The organism is Thioclava sp. F28-4, from assembly GCF_002020045.1.
GTDB lineage: Bacteria > Pseudomonadota > Alphaproteobacteria > Rhodobacterales > Rhodobacteraceae > Thioclava > Thioclava sediminum.
On record NZ_MPZQ01000016.1, the window covers coordinates 19,601 to 36,787 of the forward strand.

The following is a 17,187-nucleotide window of genomic DNA, read 5'->3' on the forward strand; positions in this document are numbered from 1 at the left end:
GCTGGAGATACAGGATCCCAAAGGCTGTCTTCGAAAAATATCTGGCACGTATAGAAAACAGTGAGGCGTTTTTCAAAGCGGGAAAACCCTCCCCCGCTCCCGATAGAAAGCGCTCTCTTCTGCACACGAAATACCGACACCCGAAAGCCACAGGAAACTGCATGAGCAATTCAGCCTCTTACTTTGACCGCATGATCAGTTAAGTCTTAATACATCCGCACCTTGGGATTAATGAGGACTGAATGAAAATTAAAGCTTTTGCACTTATGGCATGTGCCACAATTTCTTTGGCAGCATGCGACACCTACACGGCACAGCAATACCAAACGACTCCGCAAAACACGATCGCCATTCAACAGCTCGCCTCGACCGGTGCGCGCGCATCCGTGGGCGACGTTCGTTTGGCGGAGGGCATTGAAGCCCGGCCGACGTGCCGCTTGGCAGGGCCGCTCGATCTGGGTGGCGGCGACGATCTCGCGAACACCATCAAACAAGCCATTCAAGGCGAATTGCTTGCCGGCGGGATGTTCCGGGTTAACGCGACGCCGATCAACATCATCGTGACCGAGCTCAAACCGGATTCGTTCAACGGCAGCTGGACCATCGGCTTGCAGGCCTACTCGAGAAAAAGCTCTGGCTATGCGATCCAATCGACAACCGGGTTCAGCACCAGCTTCTCCGCAGTCTCGGCGTGCAACAACACCGCCACCGCTTTCAATCGCGCGCTGTCTGATGCGATTCAGAAGCTGGTGAAGGACACGCGGTTCAAATCTTTGCTTTAAACCTTGCGGCTCTTTTACTTCGAACCGAACGGCAACTCCCCGAATGGGCCAAAGTGAAAAGGGACCGCTCGCCAAGCGAGCGGTCCCCATCTCTTTTCAACCCTTGCCAGCGAGTTCGCCTGTAGTTTCAGGCAAGCAGGCTCCTCGCTCGGCGATCGTGTTATTGTCCCGAGAAGACTTTGAGACCCACGTTCAGGGCAAAAGGTCCGGTCGGATCGCATAGACCCGTATTCCATCAGGATAGTCGGGGAGACGCACCTTTTTCTTGAGACGACCATCAACATCGCAAACCAGCGCACCGCAGGCTTTTGCGACATTCGCCACCGCGCGAGGGTCGCGATCGAGGCCGCAGATTTCAGTGCGCCATGCTTCAGGGGTTACATAGAACACTTCCACCACCTGCTCTTCACCATCTTCAGAACAGACGGTAATGGTCGCACGATAGCCACACCGATCGCGGACCATCTGTCGATCTCGTCCAAGAAGAGCTGCTTCAGGATTGCCCGCACCGCTGTTTGTAACAAGTGGCTCGAACCGCGAAACGCCGTGCAGTTCGAAGAACCGCTTCAGAGTGCTGATCGCATCCTGATCATCGAGTGAGCCACCTCGCCCGTAAATCGATCTCCAGGCTTCGAAACAGGCCTTTGCGGCTGTGATCGCGGCGCCCTCCGACCAAGGCAAAACGTCGCATTGTCGCGCAATCTCGCCCGCCGCCGCAACGAGCGCAAAGCGACGCGCGACACGGACGACCTGTGCATCATCCTCATCCGGGATCAGTTCCGCAAGACATTGAGATCGCAGGCCTTCCACTTGCTGCAGCATTATCTCGCGGTGTGAGACGAGATGCTGAAGAAATTTCGGTCCTGCGTGCCCGTAGTGCTTTTGCGCCATGTCGGACAAGCTCTCTACGAAAGTGCGCTCATCGGTGGCATCCGCGGGTGTCTCGAAACTACGACGGTCCTCGGAATCAAGTTGGATCGGAATGTCGATCATTCGGATCGCGACCCCGGCCGGAACCCTTTTGCGGGCCCCTCGTCGACTGCCCTGGACCTGAGACGCCGCGCTAACCTCCCCAGAGGAGAGAGCCATAAGCCGCCAGGCTGCAGCTTGCTGGAGACTTCCCGTCTTGGTCGCACGCGATTTCCCGCGACCGTTCGCAAGCATGTAGAAGATTTCCTCGACACGCTCAGCATCAGCCTGCCCGAGCTCATCGAGCACCAGCAGCGTGTCGTTGTGATCGGCGGCTAGACCCTCGCCGCCGTTATCCGTCATTCGCCAACTACGGCAAAATCCGTCGCGTCCGCCGCCGCCCCAGACCGACCCGGCCAGTTGCAGCAATGTCGACTTTCCGCTTGAGGAAGGTCCGAAGAAGTGGAACCCACCCCCCTCTTCTCCCAACGGCGTCATGAGCGGCCCAGCGAAAGCCGCACTCAGTGCAAAAACTGCCCGCGAATTGCCTTCGGCCACTTCCGCAAGCTGCTTCCAATTCTCGAATTCGCCATTCTCGTTGAAAAGGTGAGGTCTCCCCTCCAACTCAAGTACGACCTCAGCGTCACGGTCGATGGGGGCAAAAACGCGGCCAGGCAGGACAAAGCAATCGTCGACCCAGCCCGGATGGTCCGTCACTGAAATCGCATTTCCCGCCTGCATGAGGCTCCGCGAAACAAATTCGCCCAGCCCTTGGCGACCAGCTCGATCTTGCGGCGTCACCACGCCGCGATCCGCAAGCATTGCGCGTAGTTGCTTGCCATCGCCAGCCAGTTCGCGAGCTGGAATCACGGTGTGATCCCAAGCTCCGTCGGGCGCCCGGAATGCGACGAGATGCCCCCAGCTACCTCCTCGTTTATTCCGGGTCCGCCCCATCACCGCCAGCGGCGACCCGCAGAAGGCAAGGATCGTTTCCTTCTTCCGATCGGCGCTCACTTTGAACAGCCCCCGGCTGTTGAGAACGAACCCTGCGGGCAATTCCGGGATGCGCCCGTAATGTTGCATCAGTTCCTCGAGAGGGTCGTTCTCCTCCCCGGGCGCTTCCGGCTCCGAGACCGACGTCGATTCAGTTGTCGAGGACTTCTCCTCCGCGAACTCCGCGCAATCCACCAGCAACTCGGGATGTGCTTGCAGAAGCTCCGCGAACCGCGCACTGTCGAGTCCGGCATCGATGAGATCGGCGATATCGCATTTTTCTGGAGCGCTCCCGAGGACGTGCAAAGCCAACCCCGCAATGTCGACCTGGCGGACACGTTTCGCTCCAACGTCACGTAGGATTTCTCGGATCTTTTGCATCGCCTCTCGGCCCGGCGCGTCATTGTCGGGAAACAAAATGACATCGCGCCCATGAAGAGGGGAGAAATCAGTTTTTTTGAGGGCGTTGCAGCCCCCAACCCATGTCGAGCTCACAGCTTTGGGAAAAGCGAAGCTCGCCTGGCTTGCGCACTTCTCGCCTTCGGAGAGCAGAACAACGGCATCAGGCCGCTCCAAAAGAGCAGGCAGATCAAAAAGCGGGCGCGGGCCTTCCATCTGCTTACACGTCCAAACGATTTGCCCGTCCGGCTGTTGCCAAAGCGTATAGGGAACAATCCGTTTCTTCACCGTTCCATCCGCATTCCTGCGGTCAAAGCGCGCAATCAGGCAGCAGACATCGCCATTCGCGCTTTTATACGGCCAGCAATTCTCAAAATCGCGAAGCCTCGTGAGATCGGGCAGGTGAACGCGGCTCTCGAAGGGCTTGATCTGTGTCGAGCCCGGCGCCAAGTCCCTGACGATTTCCGCGGCTTTATACGAGTTCATTTCGTTCATGCCAGCACCCCGAATTGCTTTGCGAGTTCACGCGCTGCATCGATCTGACGAAGCCCGCGGATGAACGCATACAGGCTGATCGCATCGCCCCCGCTAGGTCCTTTGCTGAAATCGGCCCAGCGCCCCGTGCGAAGGTTGATCCGGAACGAACCGAGCTGATTATCGATGCGGTTCGGATTGAACGCGACATACTCACCACGCTCTACACGCCCGGATGGAAGCCAAGTCGCGCAGAGCTCTGGGAGGCGCGGGAGCAAGATCGCATTCACCGTTGCGAAAATATCGGACTGAGTCCGATGGAACGAAGGTTTAGATGCCATGGTGACATCCTTTCTTGTCAGAATGCGGAAAAAAATATTGTCCGCACGGTTTCTGTATGAGACAAGAATCAAACAGAACTGAGGGAGACGGGGTTGTTGCTTGCTGGCTCGCCCCGTCTCTGATCTGTCGTTCAGGCTCGACGTGTTATTATTGTTTGACAGTGGCCTGAAAATCTCAACGCCTGATTCTTACAAAGCCACAGAAAAATGTGGACAACTGCCGCAATTATCGGTCCGTTCCCACTGTTCCCACTCAATAAGCCTAAAAAACTACTCGTAATTCGCGGTGTTTTCGTCGGCAGCGAGGAAAAAAGCCAGGTTTGGGTGCGAAAAAGAATATGTTGAAGATGAAATAATTACGAGCCGGAGCGCGTTATGCCGCCCAACTTCTCGACGATATATATCTCGTTTTTGGTGGGAACAGTGGGAACAGCCTTCTCAAAAAGCCCTCTCAAGCGCGGCTGGATGCCAGCGCACTCGACCTTCTAACTCCGACGCGCCGCCTATCAGCGGTTCGGCGGGTTCGAAACGCGCTTCCGGATCGCCACTTCATCCTGCGCCATTTCGCCCAAGCGACCAGCCGCTCAGCCCCCATCCCCGAAGTGCTCTACAAGATGCGCCTGGGCGGTGTAAGCAATCGTAACCTCGCCCGGATCCGCGAAAAGATGGGCGAGGACTGGCGCGCGATCTGCGGCAACAAGGTCGGTGGCATGATGACGATTGCGAGCAAGAACTTGTCCAAGCTCGGACAGTTCGTCGAGCGGCAGAGAAGCTGAGAGCCTCCGGTGTCGCTAAGGCGCTGCATCGTCGAAGCGTTGCTTCGTTCGCGGTTCAGTCCTCAGGGGGGCGGAGACCGATCAGGCAGAGCCAAAATCATCCCGGAAACGGTCAGACTGATGCATGCGCTCATGCAGGATCGTCACGATCCCGATGTCCCCGTTCGAGAGATATCGCCAGTAGACGAAATGATGCTCGTATCGAAAGAAGAACCCATCAACACCGAACTCGGCTGGGATCGGTTTCGACGCGACACCATGTGCCGCGATCTTGTCGAAGGCTGCGAACAGGCCGGTGATGTAGTTCGCGGCCTGATCCTCTCCCCACCTGTCACGGGTGTAGCGGTAGATGACATCGAGGCGGTGGGACGCCCCGTCCTGAATACGGATTTCGGCCACCGGATCAGCTCCGGTTCCGTGCGATTACCTCGGCTGCGCTCAGCGGTTGATACGTGTCTTCTGGGGCTGCGAAGGCATGGGTCAACTCGGCTTTCAGGAGGCTGAAGGCCTCCTGCTCCGCCCTCTCCTTGTCGCGCCGGATCAAGTCGCGGATGTATTCGCTGACATTCTCATAGGACCCGTCATCACCCACATTCGCCGAGACAAAGTCACTCAGCGCCCCACCGAGGCGGACGGTCAACGTAGTCGTTCGGGACATGGCTCAGCACCTCTCACATTACCCGTATTCAAAATAACCAAAATCGACGACAAAACAAGGGTGGGGTGTGCGACCCTGTTGTTCGCGTTGATTACGAGGCTTTCCGAGGTGACTGCCCGAGTTGTCCACATAATTCGACCAAACCGCGGGATTTTTGAGCTTTTTCAAGCCCAAATTTTCACCCGCCTCGGCTAAACTGAGATCACTCAGAAAGCAAAGGACAACGCCATGCTCGACATTCTCCCCACCTCGGGCCCGCGCAACGACTTCGCGATCTTCGCAACAAGTCTCGCCTATACCAGTGCCGAAATCGCGGCGGCGTTTGAATATCTCGACCGTAAAGAGCGGCGCACCAACCCTCCGGGAGAGTTCGATCATCGCGGGCGCTTCTTCGCCGCCGAACGCACGCTGGCAGTCACGTTTTGCCGCGCGCCTTCGGCCAGGTGGCCATTCCCCCAAATGCTCGCCGCTCGGACCGCCGATCACTGCGCCGAGCTTTTCGATGTCGAGGAGGCCAAACATGTGAAGCGATTGGCGCTTGCCTTCAGGCGGTTTCGCGACGGCGAAACTTTCGAGGATTTGCGCCCCCTGCTTACCCCTGGCATCCGGGCGCGTCAGGCTCGCTCCTGACGCCCATTTCGTTGGGTCGGGTTTCGGGCCGGAAAGTCCCTCTAAGAAGAAATGCGAGGAGCATCCGGCGCGGACCAGCTGGATCTGCCTAAGCCAGCCGACGCACGACATGGTCTGCGCGAGAAGCGGGCATTCGTCCGACAATCAGGCGCGCTGAGCGAACTGTCCGATGAGCGCGCGACGCAGGCGGCTCAAGAGCGCGACCCGGCGATAGATCAGCAGGTAGACCAGAAAGACCACGCCGACCCCGCAGCCAAGCACCACTGGATCGCCGGGCGCGATGACCGCGATCGTGCAGGCGATCAACGAAAGCGGCCAGAGAAGAATACTTGTAAGCGGATTGCGCATCCGAGGCATGCCGATCGCCTCCGCGATGCGCTTGGCACGGCTGCGATAGACAAGGCTGTGCAAATGAAGACGATCCGCTTCTCCGGGGTTTGTCCCGTCGCGTTTGGCGCGCCGACGGATCGACACAAGCGTCTCGATCCAGGGATAGGACAAGGCCAGAACCGCGATCAGCGGCGAGTATTCCGGATTGCGCGCGGGCAGCATGATCCCGATCACCGCGAGCACGAACCCCGTCGTGTAGGCCCCGGCATCACCGAAAAAGAGCTTTCCAGCAGGGAAGTTCAGCACGAAGAAACCTGCGATTGCGCCGATCATCAGAAGGCAAATCGCAAGAAGCGCTACATCATCCGATCGCGCCGCAAGGATCGCAAAACAGCTGAGAACAATGATTGCGGAGCCCGAGGCAAGGCCGTTGACGCCATCGATGATGTTCAGCGAATTGGCGATGCCGCCAATGGCCAGAACGCTCAACGCTATGCCAAAGGCCGGATAGCCAAGCAGGAAATCTAGCCCCGGGATATCCGCCCGCTCGATATGATAGCCAGACACCAAACAGAAGATCAGCCCGGCGAGAACCGTGGCCACCAGACGCCATTTCGCGGAGACTTTCTTGGTGACGTCCTCGATCACGCCGGAGAGAAACGCGGGCAGCGCACAGAGACAAATCATCCACCAAAGTCTGCGCGCCTCAGCGGGCAGCATGATCGCAGCGAGACAGGCTCCCAACAACACCGCGAGCCCTCCAATCCGCGGCGTTGGAGCGTCATGGATCTTCTGCACGCCATCGCTGCCGTCATGTGTCAGCGTGCCGTGAAATTTCTGAGAGACGACGATGAGGCCTGCGAGAAGGAAGGAGGAGGCAAAGGCAGTATCCAAATAAATATGCACCTGATCAAATCCTTCGATTTCTGCGTCACGACGCGTCGTGCGAACAACTTGCGATCGGAAAATTCCACCGTTTAACGTAACGACACCTACTCTTTTCGGGGCCTGCGTCCAAGTCAAAACGGCCAATCCGCCAAGGCCGGCGAAATATTTCTTCAATGCGTCATGTCGCGCATTTGATCCAGGCAACAATGGCGATTGCGGATCAGCGCAGAAGCACCGACAAGATCCCCATGGACACGCTTGTCTTCATCGCCTCCAAGCTCGCAGCCTTCTTGCTGCGCGCAGAAACCTGGGAAACGCTTTTGCTCGCAGGCGCGCTGATCGCGCTCTTGAGGGGGCGCATACGCGCGGCGCGCGGGCTGCTGATCTCTGCGTTGGTAGCCCTCCTCGCTCTGGGCATCTTTCCCCTCGGCGATCTCCTCATCGCGCCCCTGGAGCGAACCTATCCGGCGAACCCACGAATTTCTCATGTCGACGGGATCATCATCCTGGGCGGCGCCGAAGACGGGGTCGGCACCGCCCGCCACCATCAAGTCCAACTCAACGCCGCCGCTGAGCGCGTCACCGCAGGGCTCGCCCTGGCGCATCGCTTTCCGGATGCCAGGATCCTGCTCTCTGCAGGCAGCGGCGCCCTGCGCCATCTGGCACGAGAAAGCATGCCCGGCGCCGAAGTCATGGCCGCCGCCTTTCGCGAGACAGGTTTCCCGCAAGCGCGGCTTCTTCTCGAGAGCCGCTCGCGCAACACCACCGAGAATGCCCGTTTCAGCTACAACCTCGCCCAGCCCACACCGGGGGAGACCTGGCTGCTCGTCACGAGCGCCTTCCACATGAGACGTGCGATGGCGAGCTTTGAGCGCGCCGGATGGGAGGCGGTAGTCCCCTACCCTGTCGATTATCGCGCAGATGGTTTTCTCGAAGATACTGGCTGGGATCTCGCAGGCCATCTCGACACGCTGGATCTTGCGATCAAGGAATGGGTTGGGATCTGGGCTTATGCGGCGAGCGGGAGATAGCCTCCGTGCTCGAACATCTTTGAGAAAAGGCCGCTTGAGCGTCGCGGTCTTGCTCCTTCAGAACGCGCCTTAGGCGTAAGACCGTCCTTCCAGGATCCAAGGATTTCGCAACCCGCTTTTGCCACGTAATCATCTCAGTTAGGAAACCGAAGATATTCTGGTCTGCTGTTGCCGTCGCCGCGACAGTTCTGTTCTGGTTATGAGGTCGAAACTTAGTTGAGCACACCGATTGCGATCTGCCCGACAGTGGGAGAAACCCATTGCCGCCCGGCTTGGATCCGTCCCTTTTTATTGGTCCAATAAATATTGGTGACGGCCATTTTCGGATTGCGGCATTTTTCCTCGTGACGCAGCAAATTCTGCCCCGCGAGGGTTTCGTTTCCGGCTGTCGTCATTTCGCAGCCAAGCAGGACATAATCCGAGTGGTTGTCCGCCGTGAGGAAGCGGTAGGTCCTGCGATAGGCGCCGATCTTCGTCCCGCGAAGCGCGGCGAGAGTCGGCCCTGCATCCGCAGCCATCAGATCATCGCCTAAACCTCTGGTTGCAACGACCACGCCCCGATCGACCGACACCGTGATGTCGTCCCCCGAGCGCCAGGTCTCGACCGTGCCGTTACGCCCAGCCAGAGACAGGGTCGCATTCGCGTCACGCGACGGGATGACCACTTCGAGCCCGCGCGCAGGCGCGGTCTGCGTCACGACTTTCACGCCGACGCCCTCGCCCGGAGCCTTGGCAGTCGGCGTGGTCGCACCCTGCCCCGCGGCCCCACCGCCCGAGAGCGTCATCGTGTCGCCGAGATTTTCGAGCTGCGCACAGCCCCCCAGCGCCAGCAGCGCCGCACCGAAAACAAGTGATCTCATCGCCAGAACCGCTCCCAATTGCCGTCGAAGGAGGCGGGCTGATCCTCGCGCACCATCCCGTAAAGCCGGTTCGACACCCCCAGCCGCGCCCCGCCATCGCGCACGATCGGCTGGATCACCGTCGAATAGCGCTGCTTCGTCGGCTGCCCGGTCGCCCAATGCAGCGGGATCGTGATCATGAAGCCCTTGTCGAAGGAGCCCTCGCCGAAATCTTCCGAAGACACATCGGTCTTCGTCGCATAGACCCCGACTTTCCAGCCATTGTCGAAGACGCGCGAGAAGCTCAGCGTCGCACCCCAGTCGCCCGCCAAATACCTGCCCACATCGAGCTGCGTATAGAACTGGTCGGTGAACTGGTAATAGGCCGACAGATGGCCCGTCGTGACCTCGTAATCGCGCAGATCGAAACGCTGGTCATAGCCGCGCTGGCGCACCCGGTTCAGCTCGGCCCCGAGCGCGAGGCGGCTGTGCTCGGGCGCCCAGAGCAGCTCGGTCGAGACGCCCGCGAACATCGGCTCCAGATAGCCCGCGGTCACACGCCCGAAGAGGTCGCGGCCGGGACGGAAGAAATAGGCCCCCGTCAGCTCGGGCACCGTGGGCCCGGAATTCTTGTAATAGAGCCATGCATCCGAGCGCACATGCGGCAGCACCGAGTCCGAGGGCCGGTTCGCCTGATCAAGGTTGCCGATCACCTTCTGGTTCACGCGGCCCGACAGCAGCAGGCCCGGTGCGATCTCGTATTGCGCATTGACGCTGACACCCAGATCGGCGCGCATCGGATCGTCGGGATCGAACAGGCCCGGGCGCAGATACGGCCCGACATTCCACGAGAACCGCGGATAGGTGCCCGGTGCGACCGGAAGCTGTGCGGGCGCGCCATCGATCTGCGCATGGGCGCGCATCAGCTCGCCACCAACGGGGTGGAATTCATAGGCCTCGAGATCGTCGCGGCGGATCGTCGTGGTCGAGACGGGCTGCGAATTTTCCGACAGGGTGATCGCGAAGCGGTCGACGCTCGCCGGGGCTTGCGCACTCAGCACGCGGGCGGTGCGCCCAATCGCCTCGGGCGGCGCGTTGTAGCGATCGTTGCGGATCTGGATCGCGAGGGTGGAACCGCTGAGCTTCGCGCCTTCTAGCACGAGGCATTGCTGCGCCAGGGCAGGACGAAGCTTCGCTGCGAGATAGGCCGGATCATTCGTCCAGCTTTCCGCCGCCTCGACGCCCGCGCGCGGCACGACCGGCGGCGGCGCGTCGTTGAGCCCGCTCGGATGCGCGTTGTGCTTGGGGTTCAGCGCATAGCTCAACTGCACGCTCAGATCGGTGCCGTAGAGATAGCCCGCCGTGATCGAGGCGTTGTCGCTGAGCTTGTATTGCGCCGCTATGTTGATCGGGGATTTGCGATCGAAGGTCGGGCCGTCCTCGCGCGTATAGGCGTCGGAGGAATATTCCGCCATCAGCCGCAACCGGTCCGTCGCCTGCCATTCGACGCCCGCAAACAGCGCCGCATCCCCGGTAAACCATTGCTGCGGCTGGAAAGTGCCGCCCTGCGCCCCGGTGCGTTCGCCACGCGTCTTGAAGTGATCTCCCAGCACGCCCAGCGGATTGTCGAACCCGCCATTCGACCCAAGCCGCCCCCAGCCGATCCCCGCCGTCGCGCGCAATGTTGGCGTGACCGACTTGGTCGCCACGACATATTCGCCGGAGTAGACACCGGTGCCGGTCATGTCGTTGACGCCGAAGGCCATCGCGGGCCGGATCCGGCCCTCGTCGAGGAAACGATACTGGATCGAGAAGCTGCGGTCGTAGAGTGTGCCGCCGCCCAAGTAGTTCTTGATCGTCGAATATCGGAAGCCTGCCGACAGGCGCGGCGTGATCTGGAACGCAGCCGAGACTCGGGTCTGTCCTGCGAAGGTGAAGACGTTGAAGCCCAGCTCGGCATCCTCGCGGCTGCCAGCTACGGGCATGTCGATCAGGCCGGGGATGCCGTAGCTGTTATAGCCCCAGGCGCGGTCGGCCGATTGCGCGCAGGCGGGGCCAAACCCGACCCCCGCGAGTGCGCTGCTCGTCATCGCGAGGAAGAGAAAACGGGAGCGGTAGGGGCGCACCAACATATGTGTAGAAATCCGGCTCGGTCACAATCAATTGGAGACCTAGCAGAGAGTCGCACTCCTCCGAAACGCGAATTCATGCTTTCTTAAGGAGCTGTCGCAGATTTGCACGGAGTGGTGGCGGCACACCGCCGACTTGGCCGCTATTCGCCCGCCATGCGCATGTAGACGTCTTCGTAGCGGATGATGTCGTCTTCGCCCAGATAGGCACCGGGTCGGAAACGCTCGCGCGTGCAATGACGATCATTGAAAAGAACAAGTGATCTGATCCCGGAAACTCTGCCTACGGGCGGTAGAGGTCTGGGGATCAGATCAACAGTGATCGACCCCACAGTGCCATCAGATACAACGTCCCGAGCGCACTGCACTTTCCCGATGGCGCAACCAGCCCGCCGTCGTAACAAAGGCCGGAAACACCGACGTCCGGCGGTCCAAAAAACGTAGGCAGAGCAATCTGCCCTACAGGTCCCTCCGCCCGGCGACACCCGTAGGAACGATGACATCACAATCGCGCCGATCTGCCCGCCGGAAAAAGAAGGCCGCGTCGGTCTGGCAAAACGAAAGGCAGGTCATTGACAATAAAATCGGGTCATTTTCAGGGCCCGCTGCGGGCACATGCCAGCCTCCTATTTGACGAACGCAGGATCGGCGCGCTAGGCTTACCTATCGTAGCCGTAGCCAATAGAGGGTCGAACTGACAGGGTCGCAAAATATATACGAATTTTTATTTGAGACCGATAGATGACCATAATTGCAAGAAAGAACGTATCCCTGGCCGCCTCCTTGCTTGAAAGCGAGGGTGTTTTCGTCGACGGCGATTGCGAAGGACCTTCCCTTTGTTTCACACGAGGTGTGATGGCGTGGGAAGCCGCCCTGAGGGCATTCGGCTACGATAAGGGCCTCTCAGTCGGCGTTGACGAAGAGAACGGGACTTGGATCTGCTTCATGTATGACGAAGAGGAATTGGACCGAGAGAAGGCATATCGCGTTGCAGCATTACGCGTAGCGTCGCGCAAGCCTTCATGAGGAAGACGGCCCAGTGACAGCGAGCTCCAGACATGCGCGCGAAAATCAAAGACAGTCTTGGAAACGTCCTTCGCACACGGACGCAGCGCTAGCTCGGGACGTTGGAACATGGATTCCAGTCATCTAACCGATGGCCGAAGAACCTTCCACGGGCTTACTCGCCCCAAAAGCTACGCGCGACTGCTTGCGTGAATAAGAGCGGCTCATCGAATAATCAGCATGACCCCGGCAAAGAACACGAACATAAGCAAAAAAACCCAAAAGCTTGCGCGGTTCAAAAGTGGCGCGCTCCGACCACAAGCGCCACACCTGTTGGCTCCAAAACGTATCCGGTGCCAACAAGATTCACATCTGAAAAATCGAAGTGCTAAGCCTTTACTTTCTTTCAAATCACTCATTAACACCCCTTAAACAAAAGATTAAGGTAATTTAGCACATCGTCTAAACGCCGACGGCCATGGCCATAAATTTTTTCGTCGCCTCGAAAGGGCCTCGGCGTGGATACAGATCACGGCCGCCTGTTGATAGCGAATATTATCAATATATCTTAAAAAATCACTACTTTCACTAGCCATGAGGACAAACCAACCACCTAGGGTTGTATTTAATAAAGATTGAACAGCTCGCACAATCTTTGCGTGTATGGGCTTGGTCTGAGCGTTCGCAGCTTTCGAGTTATTCACGAATCGCCCAATACGATTGCTTATTGCATAATTGTCGATCGATTGCAGCTTCGCGATCAGGGAAAAGAGCTCCGGACACCGTTTAGCGGCCCAGATCTCGTTCACCACCTCTATCACCCCGGGCGGGAGCACCCTGCGCGGTGCGTCGTAGCTTATGCTAACCACGGATGTGGTGTTAAAACTTCCTCCCGTAACCTTCCAGCCTTGAGGCCAGAAAGGAAGATCGCCAAAGTCCTCAGCAAAGTCTGCATTACGAGCGTTGACTGCCGCCCCTCTGCAGAGCGCGTCGGAAGCGGCTAAGCAGTGCCACGCGGCGATACATCAGAAGATAGGTCAGGAAGACAACCCCTACGCCGCAGCCAAGCACCAACGGACTATCTGGCGCAATAACAGTGATAGCGCAGGCGATAAGCGTGATAGGCCAAAGAATTACACTTGTAACCGGATTACGCAGCCGGGGTCTGCCGATGGACTCCGCGAGACGCTTGGCTCGGCTACGATAGACAAGGCTATGCAGGTGCAGCCGATCAGCTTCTCCAGGGTGCATCCCTTCGCGCTTCGCGCGCCGACGGATCGATACCAGCGTCTCGATCCACGGATAGGATAAGGCCAGGACCGCGATTAGCGGCGAATATTCCGGATTGCGCACCGGCAGGACGACCCCGATCACCGCGAGCATGAAGCCTGTCGTGTAAGCGCCAGCATCACCGAAAAAGAGCTTCCCGGCAGGGAAGTTCAGCACGAAGAAACCCGCAATCGCGCCGATCATCAGAAGGCATATCGCAAGAAGCACAACATCGTCCGATCGCGCCGCAAGGATCGCAAAACAGCTTAGAACAATGATCGCGGTGCCTGAGGCCAGCCCGTTCACCCCGTCGATGATGTTCAGGGAATTGGCGATACCGCCGATCGCCAAGGCGCTTAGCGCGATGGCGAAACCGGGATACGCGAGCAAGAAGTCGAGACCTGGAATGTCAGAACGCTCAATATGATAGCCCGACACGACGCAAAAGATCAGCCCCGCAAATACAGTTGCAACAAGGCGCCAAGTCGCGTGAACCTTCTTCGTGATGTCCTCGGCGATCCCGGACAGAAAGGCTGGCAGCGCGCACAGGCTGATAGTCCACCAGAGGGAACGTGCCTCAATAGGCAGGAAAGCTCCGCCGATGCATGCACCTAGAAATACTGCGATACCACCAATTCGCGGCGTCGGCGCGTCATGAATCTTCTGGACACCATCGCTGCCATCATGGCTCAGCTTCCCATGAAATTCCTGAGAAACAACGATCAGTCCCGCGAAAATGAGCGACGGAAAAAATGCTTGATCTAGATAGAAAAACACTTTCACGTCAAACCCACCGAGCCAACTCATTACCTTGCATGAGCCCTGACGTAAGTGAGCGCACACTCGAAAAATCGCTACATATAACGCAACAACGTTACCTTACGTAAGTCATCCAGACAACCCTGAATGCCTGAACGGCCCATTCGTTATGAGAAAACCGGGGAGATGGATCGAGCTTCGGGGGCCTCTGCACTCAGATATCTGGACCGTTCGAGGTTGGAGTTATCGACTACTCCGGACAGGAAGAGGAGCAGAAGTGCTTTAGAGCATCAATGCTCACCGACGCGGGAGACAAACCTTCATCCTGAAGCAAGATGAGAATGGAATGCCCGAGAGCTCCTAGTCAGCGGGTTCATTGCGCGACGAGCGAAGAACATTTTGACGAAAGGAAAACCTTTACCGAAGTCCGGACCCTACACTTCCCAAGCCCGTCCACTGGTTGGAGGCCGTTCAGAACGTTCAAAGATACGCTCAATCGCCGGATTTGTAGCTGTAGCGGTAGTTATAATAATATTGGTAATGGCCGCCATAGCGCGCAGTCGCCTCAGCCTTGAAGCCGTTGAGAACCGCGCCTGTGATCGACGTGCCTGCCGCCTCGAAGCTCGCCTGCACGGCACGCACCGCGCCTTGCATCGTCTCGAGATGGCGCGCAACGATGATGCTCGCGCCCACGGAGCGCCCGATCACCACCGGATCGGTCACGGCCAGCGCGGGCGGCGCGTCGACGATGATCAGATCGAATTCGCTGTCGAGCTGGCGCAGCATGGCCCCGAACTCAGCCCGCATCAACAGCTCCGACGGATTCGGGGGGTAGCGGCCCGAAGTGATGACCGACATCCCCTTGATCGGTCCGGACGCGATCACATCCTCAAGCGATTTTTCATGGCCAAGGTAATCCGACAGGCCCGGTGTGTCCTTGGGCAAATGCAGGAACCGGCGCAGGTAGCCTTTGCGCATGTCGGCATCAATTACGCAGACCTTCTGGCCCGCCTGCGCCGCCACGACTGCCAAGTTTATCGCGGTAAAACTCTTGCCGACATTCGGCGCAGCCGAAGTGAGCTGAATCGAGTTGGTCCTGGCGTCGAGCAAGCCGAAATGCAGCGAGGTGCGCAGCGAGCGCAGCGCCTCGGTCGCGACCGCATCGGGATGCTCGAGCGCGAAGATTGGCAGGTCCCCCTTGCGGTTGCGCAGATCCGCGGCTTCCTGTGCGAAGGGCACGGTTGCGAAGACCGGGAGGCCGAGCGCCTCGATCTCTTCGGCGCCCTTGATCCCCCGGCGCAGCGCGCGACGGATCAGCACGATGGCGGCCCCGATGATCAGGCCGAGGATCGCCGCGAGGGCCACGATCCGCGATTTACGCGGCGCGACGGGATTCGCGCTCGCATAGGCCTTGTCGATCACGCGCACCGAGCCGACCGTAGAGGCGCGCACGACCTGCAATTCCTGCGAGCGGTTCAGCAGCTGCGTGTAGACCTGCTGCGCCACTTCGAGATTACGCTGCAGGTTGAAGATGTCCTTCTGCGTCTCCGGCAGACCTTGGGTCGCCTTCTTCGCCTGTTCCAGCTGCGCTTGCAGCTCTTTGCGGTTCTGCAGCAGCGCCTGATAGGCGGGGTGGTTGACCGTGTATTGGTTCTTCAGCTCGGCCTCTTTCAGATCGAGCGCGGAGAGCTCTCCCTCGATCTTCGTGACACGTTCAAGCAGGGCCTGGGTCTCATAATTCACGTCAACCGATTGCTGCTTTTGCCTATATTCGTTGAGCGCCTGTTCCGCCTCGGACACGTTCTTGCGCGCCTCGGGCAATTGCTTCTGGATGAAGTCGAGGCTGTTCTCGGCGGAGGCCGAATTGCGCTCGATATTCTGGTCGACGAAAGACGCCGCAATCGCGTTCAGGATTTCTTCGGCCCGCTGGCGATCCGTGTCTTGATACGCGGTATGCAGAATGTTCGAGCCGCGCGGGCTCTCAGAAACCGAGAACTTGCCGCGCATCCCCTGAATTGTCGCGCTGAGCGAGCGGCGCCCGACATAGAACTCGCGTCCCACCGGCGCATCCATCTGGGACAAGGCGATCGCAAAATCTCCGTCGCGCGCAGAGATGTCGTGACCGACCGTTCCGGTCACCTCGGTGCCGTCGGGCAGCGCGAGGCGATAGCTGCCCGCTCCGGTCACCGTCAGCGTCATCGGAACACCCTGCCATTGGGCGGGCACTTTCAGGCGCCCAAGCTGGACCGTCTCGTTTCTCCACTGGTATTGGTCGAACAGGCCCGGATCGGGCAAATGCAGGTTCGCGGGCAGCAGGCCGATCACCGGCAAGCGCCGCGGGATCACGAAGTTCTGCAGATTCAGCTTGTTGGCCGCCTCGCCCAGAACGAGCCGCGAGGACATGATCGCCATCTGGGTCTCGGCCTGCGACTTGCCGCCCCCATCGCTGCCGAGAAGTGTCTGCATCGATTCTGGGAGTGCGGACAGCCCATTTTGCGACTGCTCGAGCTGCAAGAGCCCGGTGGCCTGATAGATCACCGGTTTGCGCAGCGCGATGAAGGCACCGAGAACGACGGCGACGACGAAGGCCAGCGCGATCCATTTCCAGCCCGCCAGAAGCGCGCCGGCCAGCGCCATGAGGTCGATCTCGTCATCCTCGACGTCGGGCTGCGTGACATATCGCTGGGTTATTTTGGAAATCGGCGTCATCTGTCCTGCTCAAACTCTCAAATGCTTGTCCAAACCCATGGAAGCAATACTCTCCACGCCGCTCACCGTTTCGGCGCGAGACGCGAGACCCAAGCCTCGCTCGCGGCGGAAATTTCGGTGAAGGCCTTGCGATGGGCGTCGATCGGTTCCCGGTAGGGGTCGGCGATCCCTTTGCCCCCCATCCATTGACGAACAGCATCACCCGCCCGCCCAGTTGCGGCGCCCGGCGCGAGATCTCGCGCTTGTGGCCCGCCTCCATCACGAGG

Annotated in this window: 14 protein-coding genes and 1 pseudogene; 4 read left to right on the forward strand and 11 right to left on the reverse strand. The window is 59.1% G+C overall.

The window, feature by feature from the left end; genetic code table 11:
• Window positions 1–242: 242 nt before the first annotated feature.
• On the forward strand, window positions 243–782 hold the full coding sequence (locus tag BMI87_RS22315; RefSeq protein ID WP_146681697.1) for a hypothetical protein: 540 nt from the start codon (window positions 243–245) through the stop codon (window positions 780–782).
• Between the two features lie 192 nt (window positions 783–974).
• Here BMI87_RS22315 and BMI87_RS19790 read toward each other — a convergent pair whose 3' ends face one another.
• Together BMI87_RS19790 and BMI87_RS19795 are read right to left on the reverse strand one after the other, a co-directional pair.
• Window positions 975–3,578, reverse strand: coding sequence for a DUF927 domain-containing protein (locus BMI87_RS19790; RefSeq protein WP_078523231.1), 2,604 nt, complete (start codon window positions 3,576–3,578; stop codon window positions 975–977).
• A complete protein-coding gene (locus BMI87_RS19795; protein WP_078523232.1) occupies window positions 3,575–3,898 on the reverse strand; it encodes a hypothetical protein in 324 nt (107 codons plus the stop codon). Before BMI87_RS19795 ends, BMI87_RS19790 begins: the two co-directional genes overlap by 4 nt.
• A 614-nt stretch (window positions 3,899–4,512) precedes the next feature.
• Here BMI87_RS19795 and BMI87_RS22605 point away from each other — a divergent pair.
• Window positions 4,513–4,674: a hypothetical protein gene (locus BMI87_RS22605; protein ID WP_168175245.1), complete on the forward strand. Its 162-nt coding sequence runs from the start codon at window positions 4,513–4,515 to the stop codon at window positions 4,672–4,674.
• A gap of 81 nt (window positions 4,675–4,755) precedes the next feature.
• Here BMI87_RS22605 and BMI87_RS19800 read toward each other — a convergent pair whose 3' ends face one another.
• The 4 genes from BMI87_RS19800 to BMI87_RS19815 are packed head-to-tail and all read right to left on the reverse strand — an operon-like array spanning window position 4,756 to window position 7,198.
• Window positions 4,756–5,073 carry a type II toxin-antitoxin system RelE/ParE family toxin gene (locus BMI87_RS19800; RefSeq protein ID WP_078523233.1) on the reverse strand — a complete coding sequence of 106 codons (318 nt, stop codon included), beginning with the start codon at window positions 5,071–5,073 and terminating at the stop codon, window positions 4,756–4,758.
• Between the two features lie 4 nt (window positions 5,074–5,077).
• A complete protein-coding gene (locus tag BMI87_RS19805) occupies window positions 5,078–5,332 on the reverse strand; it encodes an addiction module antitoxin (protein ID WP_078523234.1) in 255 nt (84 codons plus the stop codon).
• An 18-nt stretch (window positions 5,333–5,350) separates the two neighbouring features.
• Complete coding sequence (locus BMI87_RS22610; protein ID WP_168175246.1) at window positions 5,351–6,106, reverse strand: hypothetical protein; 756 nt, start codon at window positions 6,104–6,106, stop codon at window positions 5,351–5,353.
• On the reverse strand, window positions 6,107–7,198 hold the full coding sequence (locus tag BMI87_RS19815; protein ID WP_078523236.1) for a glycosyltransferase: 1,092 nt from the start codon (window positions 7,196–7,198) through the stop codon (window positions 6,107–6,109).
• A gap of 230 nt (window positions 7,199–7,428) precedes the next feature.
• Between BMI87_RS19815 and BMI87_RS19820 the strand changes: the two genes are divergently transcribed.
• On the forward strand, window positions 7,429–8,211 hold the full coding sequence (locus BMI87_RS19820) for a YdcF family protein (protein ID WP_168175247.1): 783 nt from the start codon (window positions 7,429–7,431) through the stop codon (window positions 8,209–8,211).
• 212 nt (window positions 8,212–8,423) lie between these two features.
• Here BMI87_RS19820 and BMI87_RS19825 read toward each other — a convergent pair whose 3' ends face one another.
• Both BMI87_RS19825 and BMI87_RS19830 read right to left on the reverse strand, forming a co-directional pair.
• The gene (locus tag BMI87_RS19825; RefSeq protein WP_078523238.1) at window positions 8,424–9,071 is read right to left on the reverse strand and encodes a YjbF family lipoprotein; all 648 of its coding nucleotides are present in this window, start codon (window positions 9,069–9,071) and stop codon (window positions 8,424–8,426) included.
• A complete protein-coding gene (locus BMI87_RS19830; RefSeq protein WP_078523239.1) occupies window positions 9,068–11,182 on the reverse strand; it encodes a YjbH domain-containing protein in 2,115 nt (704 codons plus the stop codon). Before BMI87_RS19830 ends, BMI87_RS19825 begins: the two co-directional genes overlap by 4 nt.
• A gap of 738 nt (window positions 11,183–11,920) precedes the next feature.
• Between BMI87_RS19830 and BMI87_RS22320 the strand changes: the two genes are divergently transcribed.
• Window positions 11,921–12,205 carry a hypothetical protein gene (locus tag BMI87_RS22320; protein WP_146681698.1) on the forward strand — a complete coding sequence of 95 codons (285 nt, stop codon included), beginning with the start codon at window positions 11,921–11,923 and terminating at the stop codon, window positions 12,203–12,205.
• 933 nt (window positions 12,206–13,138) lie between these two features.
• Here BMI87_RS22320 and BMI87_RS19835 read toward each other — a convergent pair.
• The 3 genes and pseudogenes from BMI87_RS19835 to BMI87_RS22690 form a co-directional block, all read right to left on the reverse strand.
• Window positions 13,139–14,236, reverse strand: coding sequence for a glycosyltransferase (locus BMI87_RS19835; protein ID WP_246832751.1), 1,098 nt, complete (start codon window positions 14,234–14,236; stop codon window positions 13,139–13,141).
• Between the two features lie 468 nt (window positions 14,237–14,704).
• Window positions 14,705–16,921 carry a polysaccharide biosynthesis tyrosine autokinase gene (locus BMI87_RS19840; RefSeq protein ID WP_078523241.1) on the reverse strand — a complete coding sequence of 739 codons (2,217 nt, stop codon included), beginning with the start codon at window positions 16,919–16,921 and terminating at the stop codon, window positions 14,705–14,707.
• A 62-nt stretch (window positions 16,922–16,983) separates the two neighbouring features.
• Window positions 16,984–17,187 (reverse strand): annotated as a pseudogene (locus BMI87_RS22690) (hypothetical protein); the annotation flags it as partial.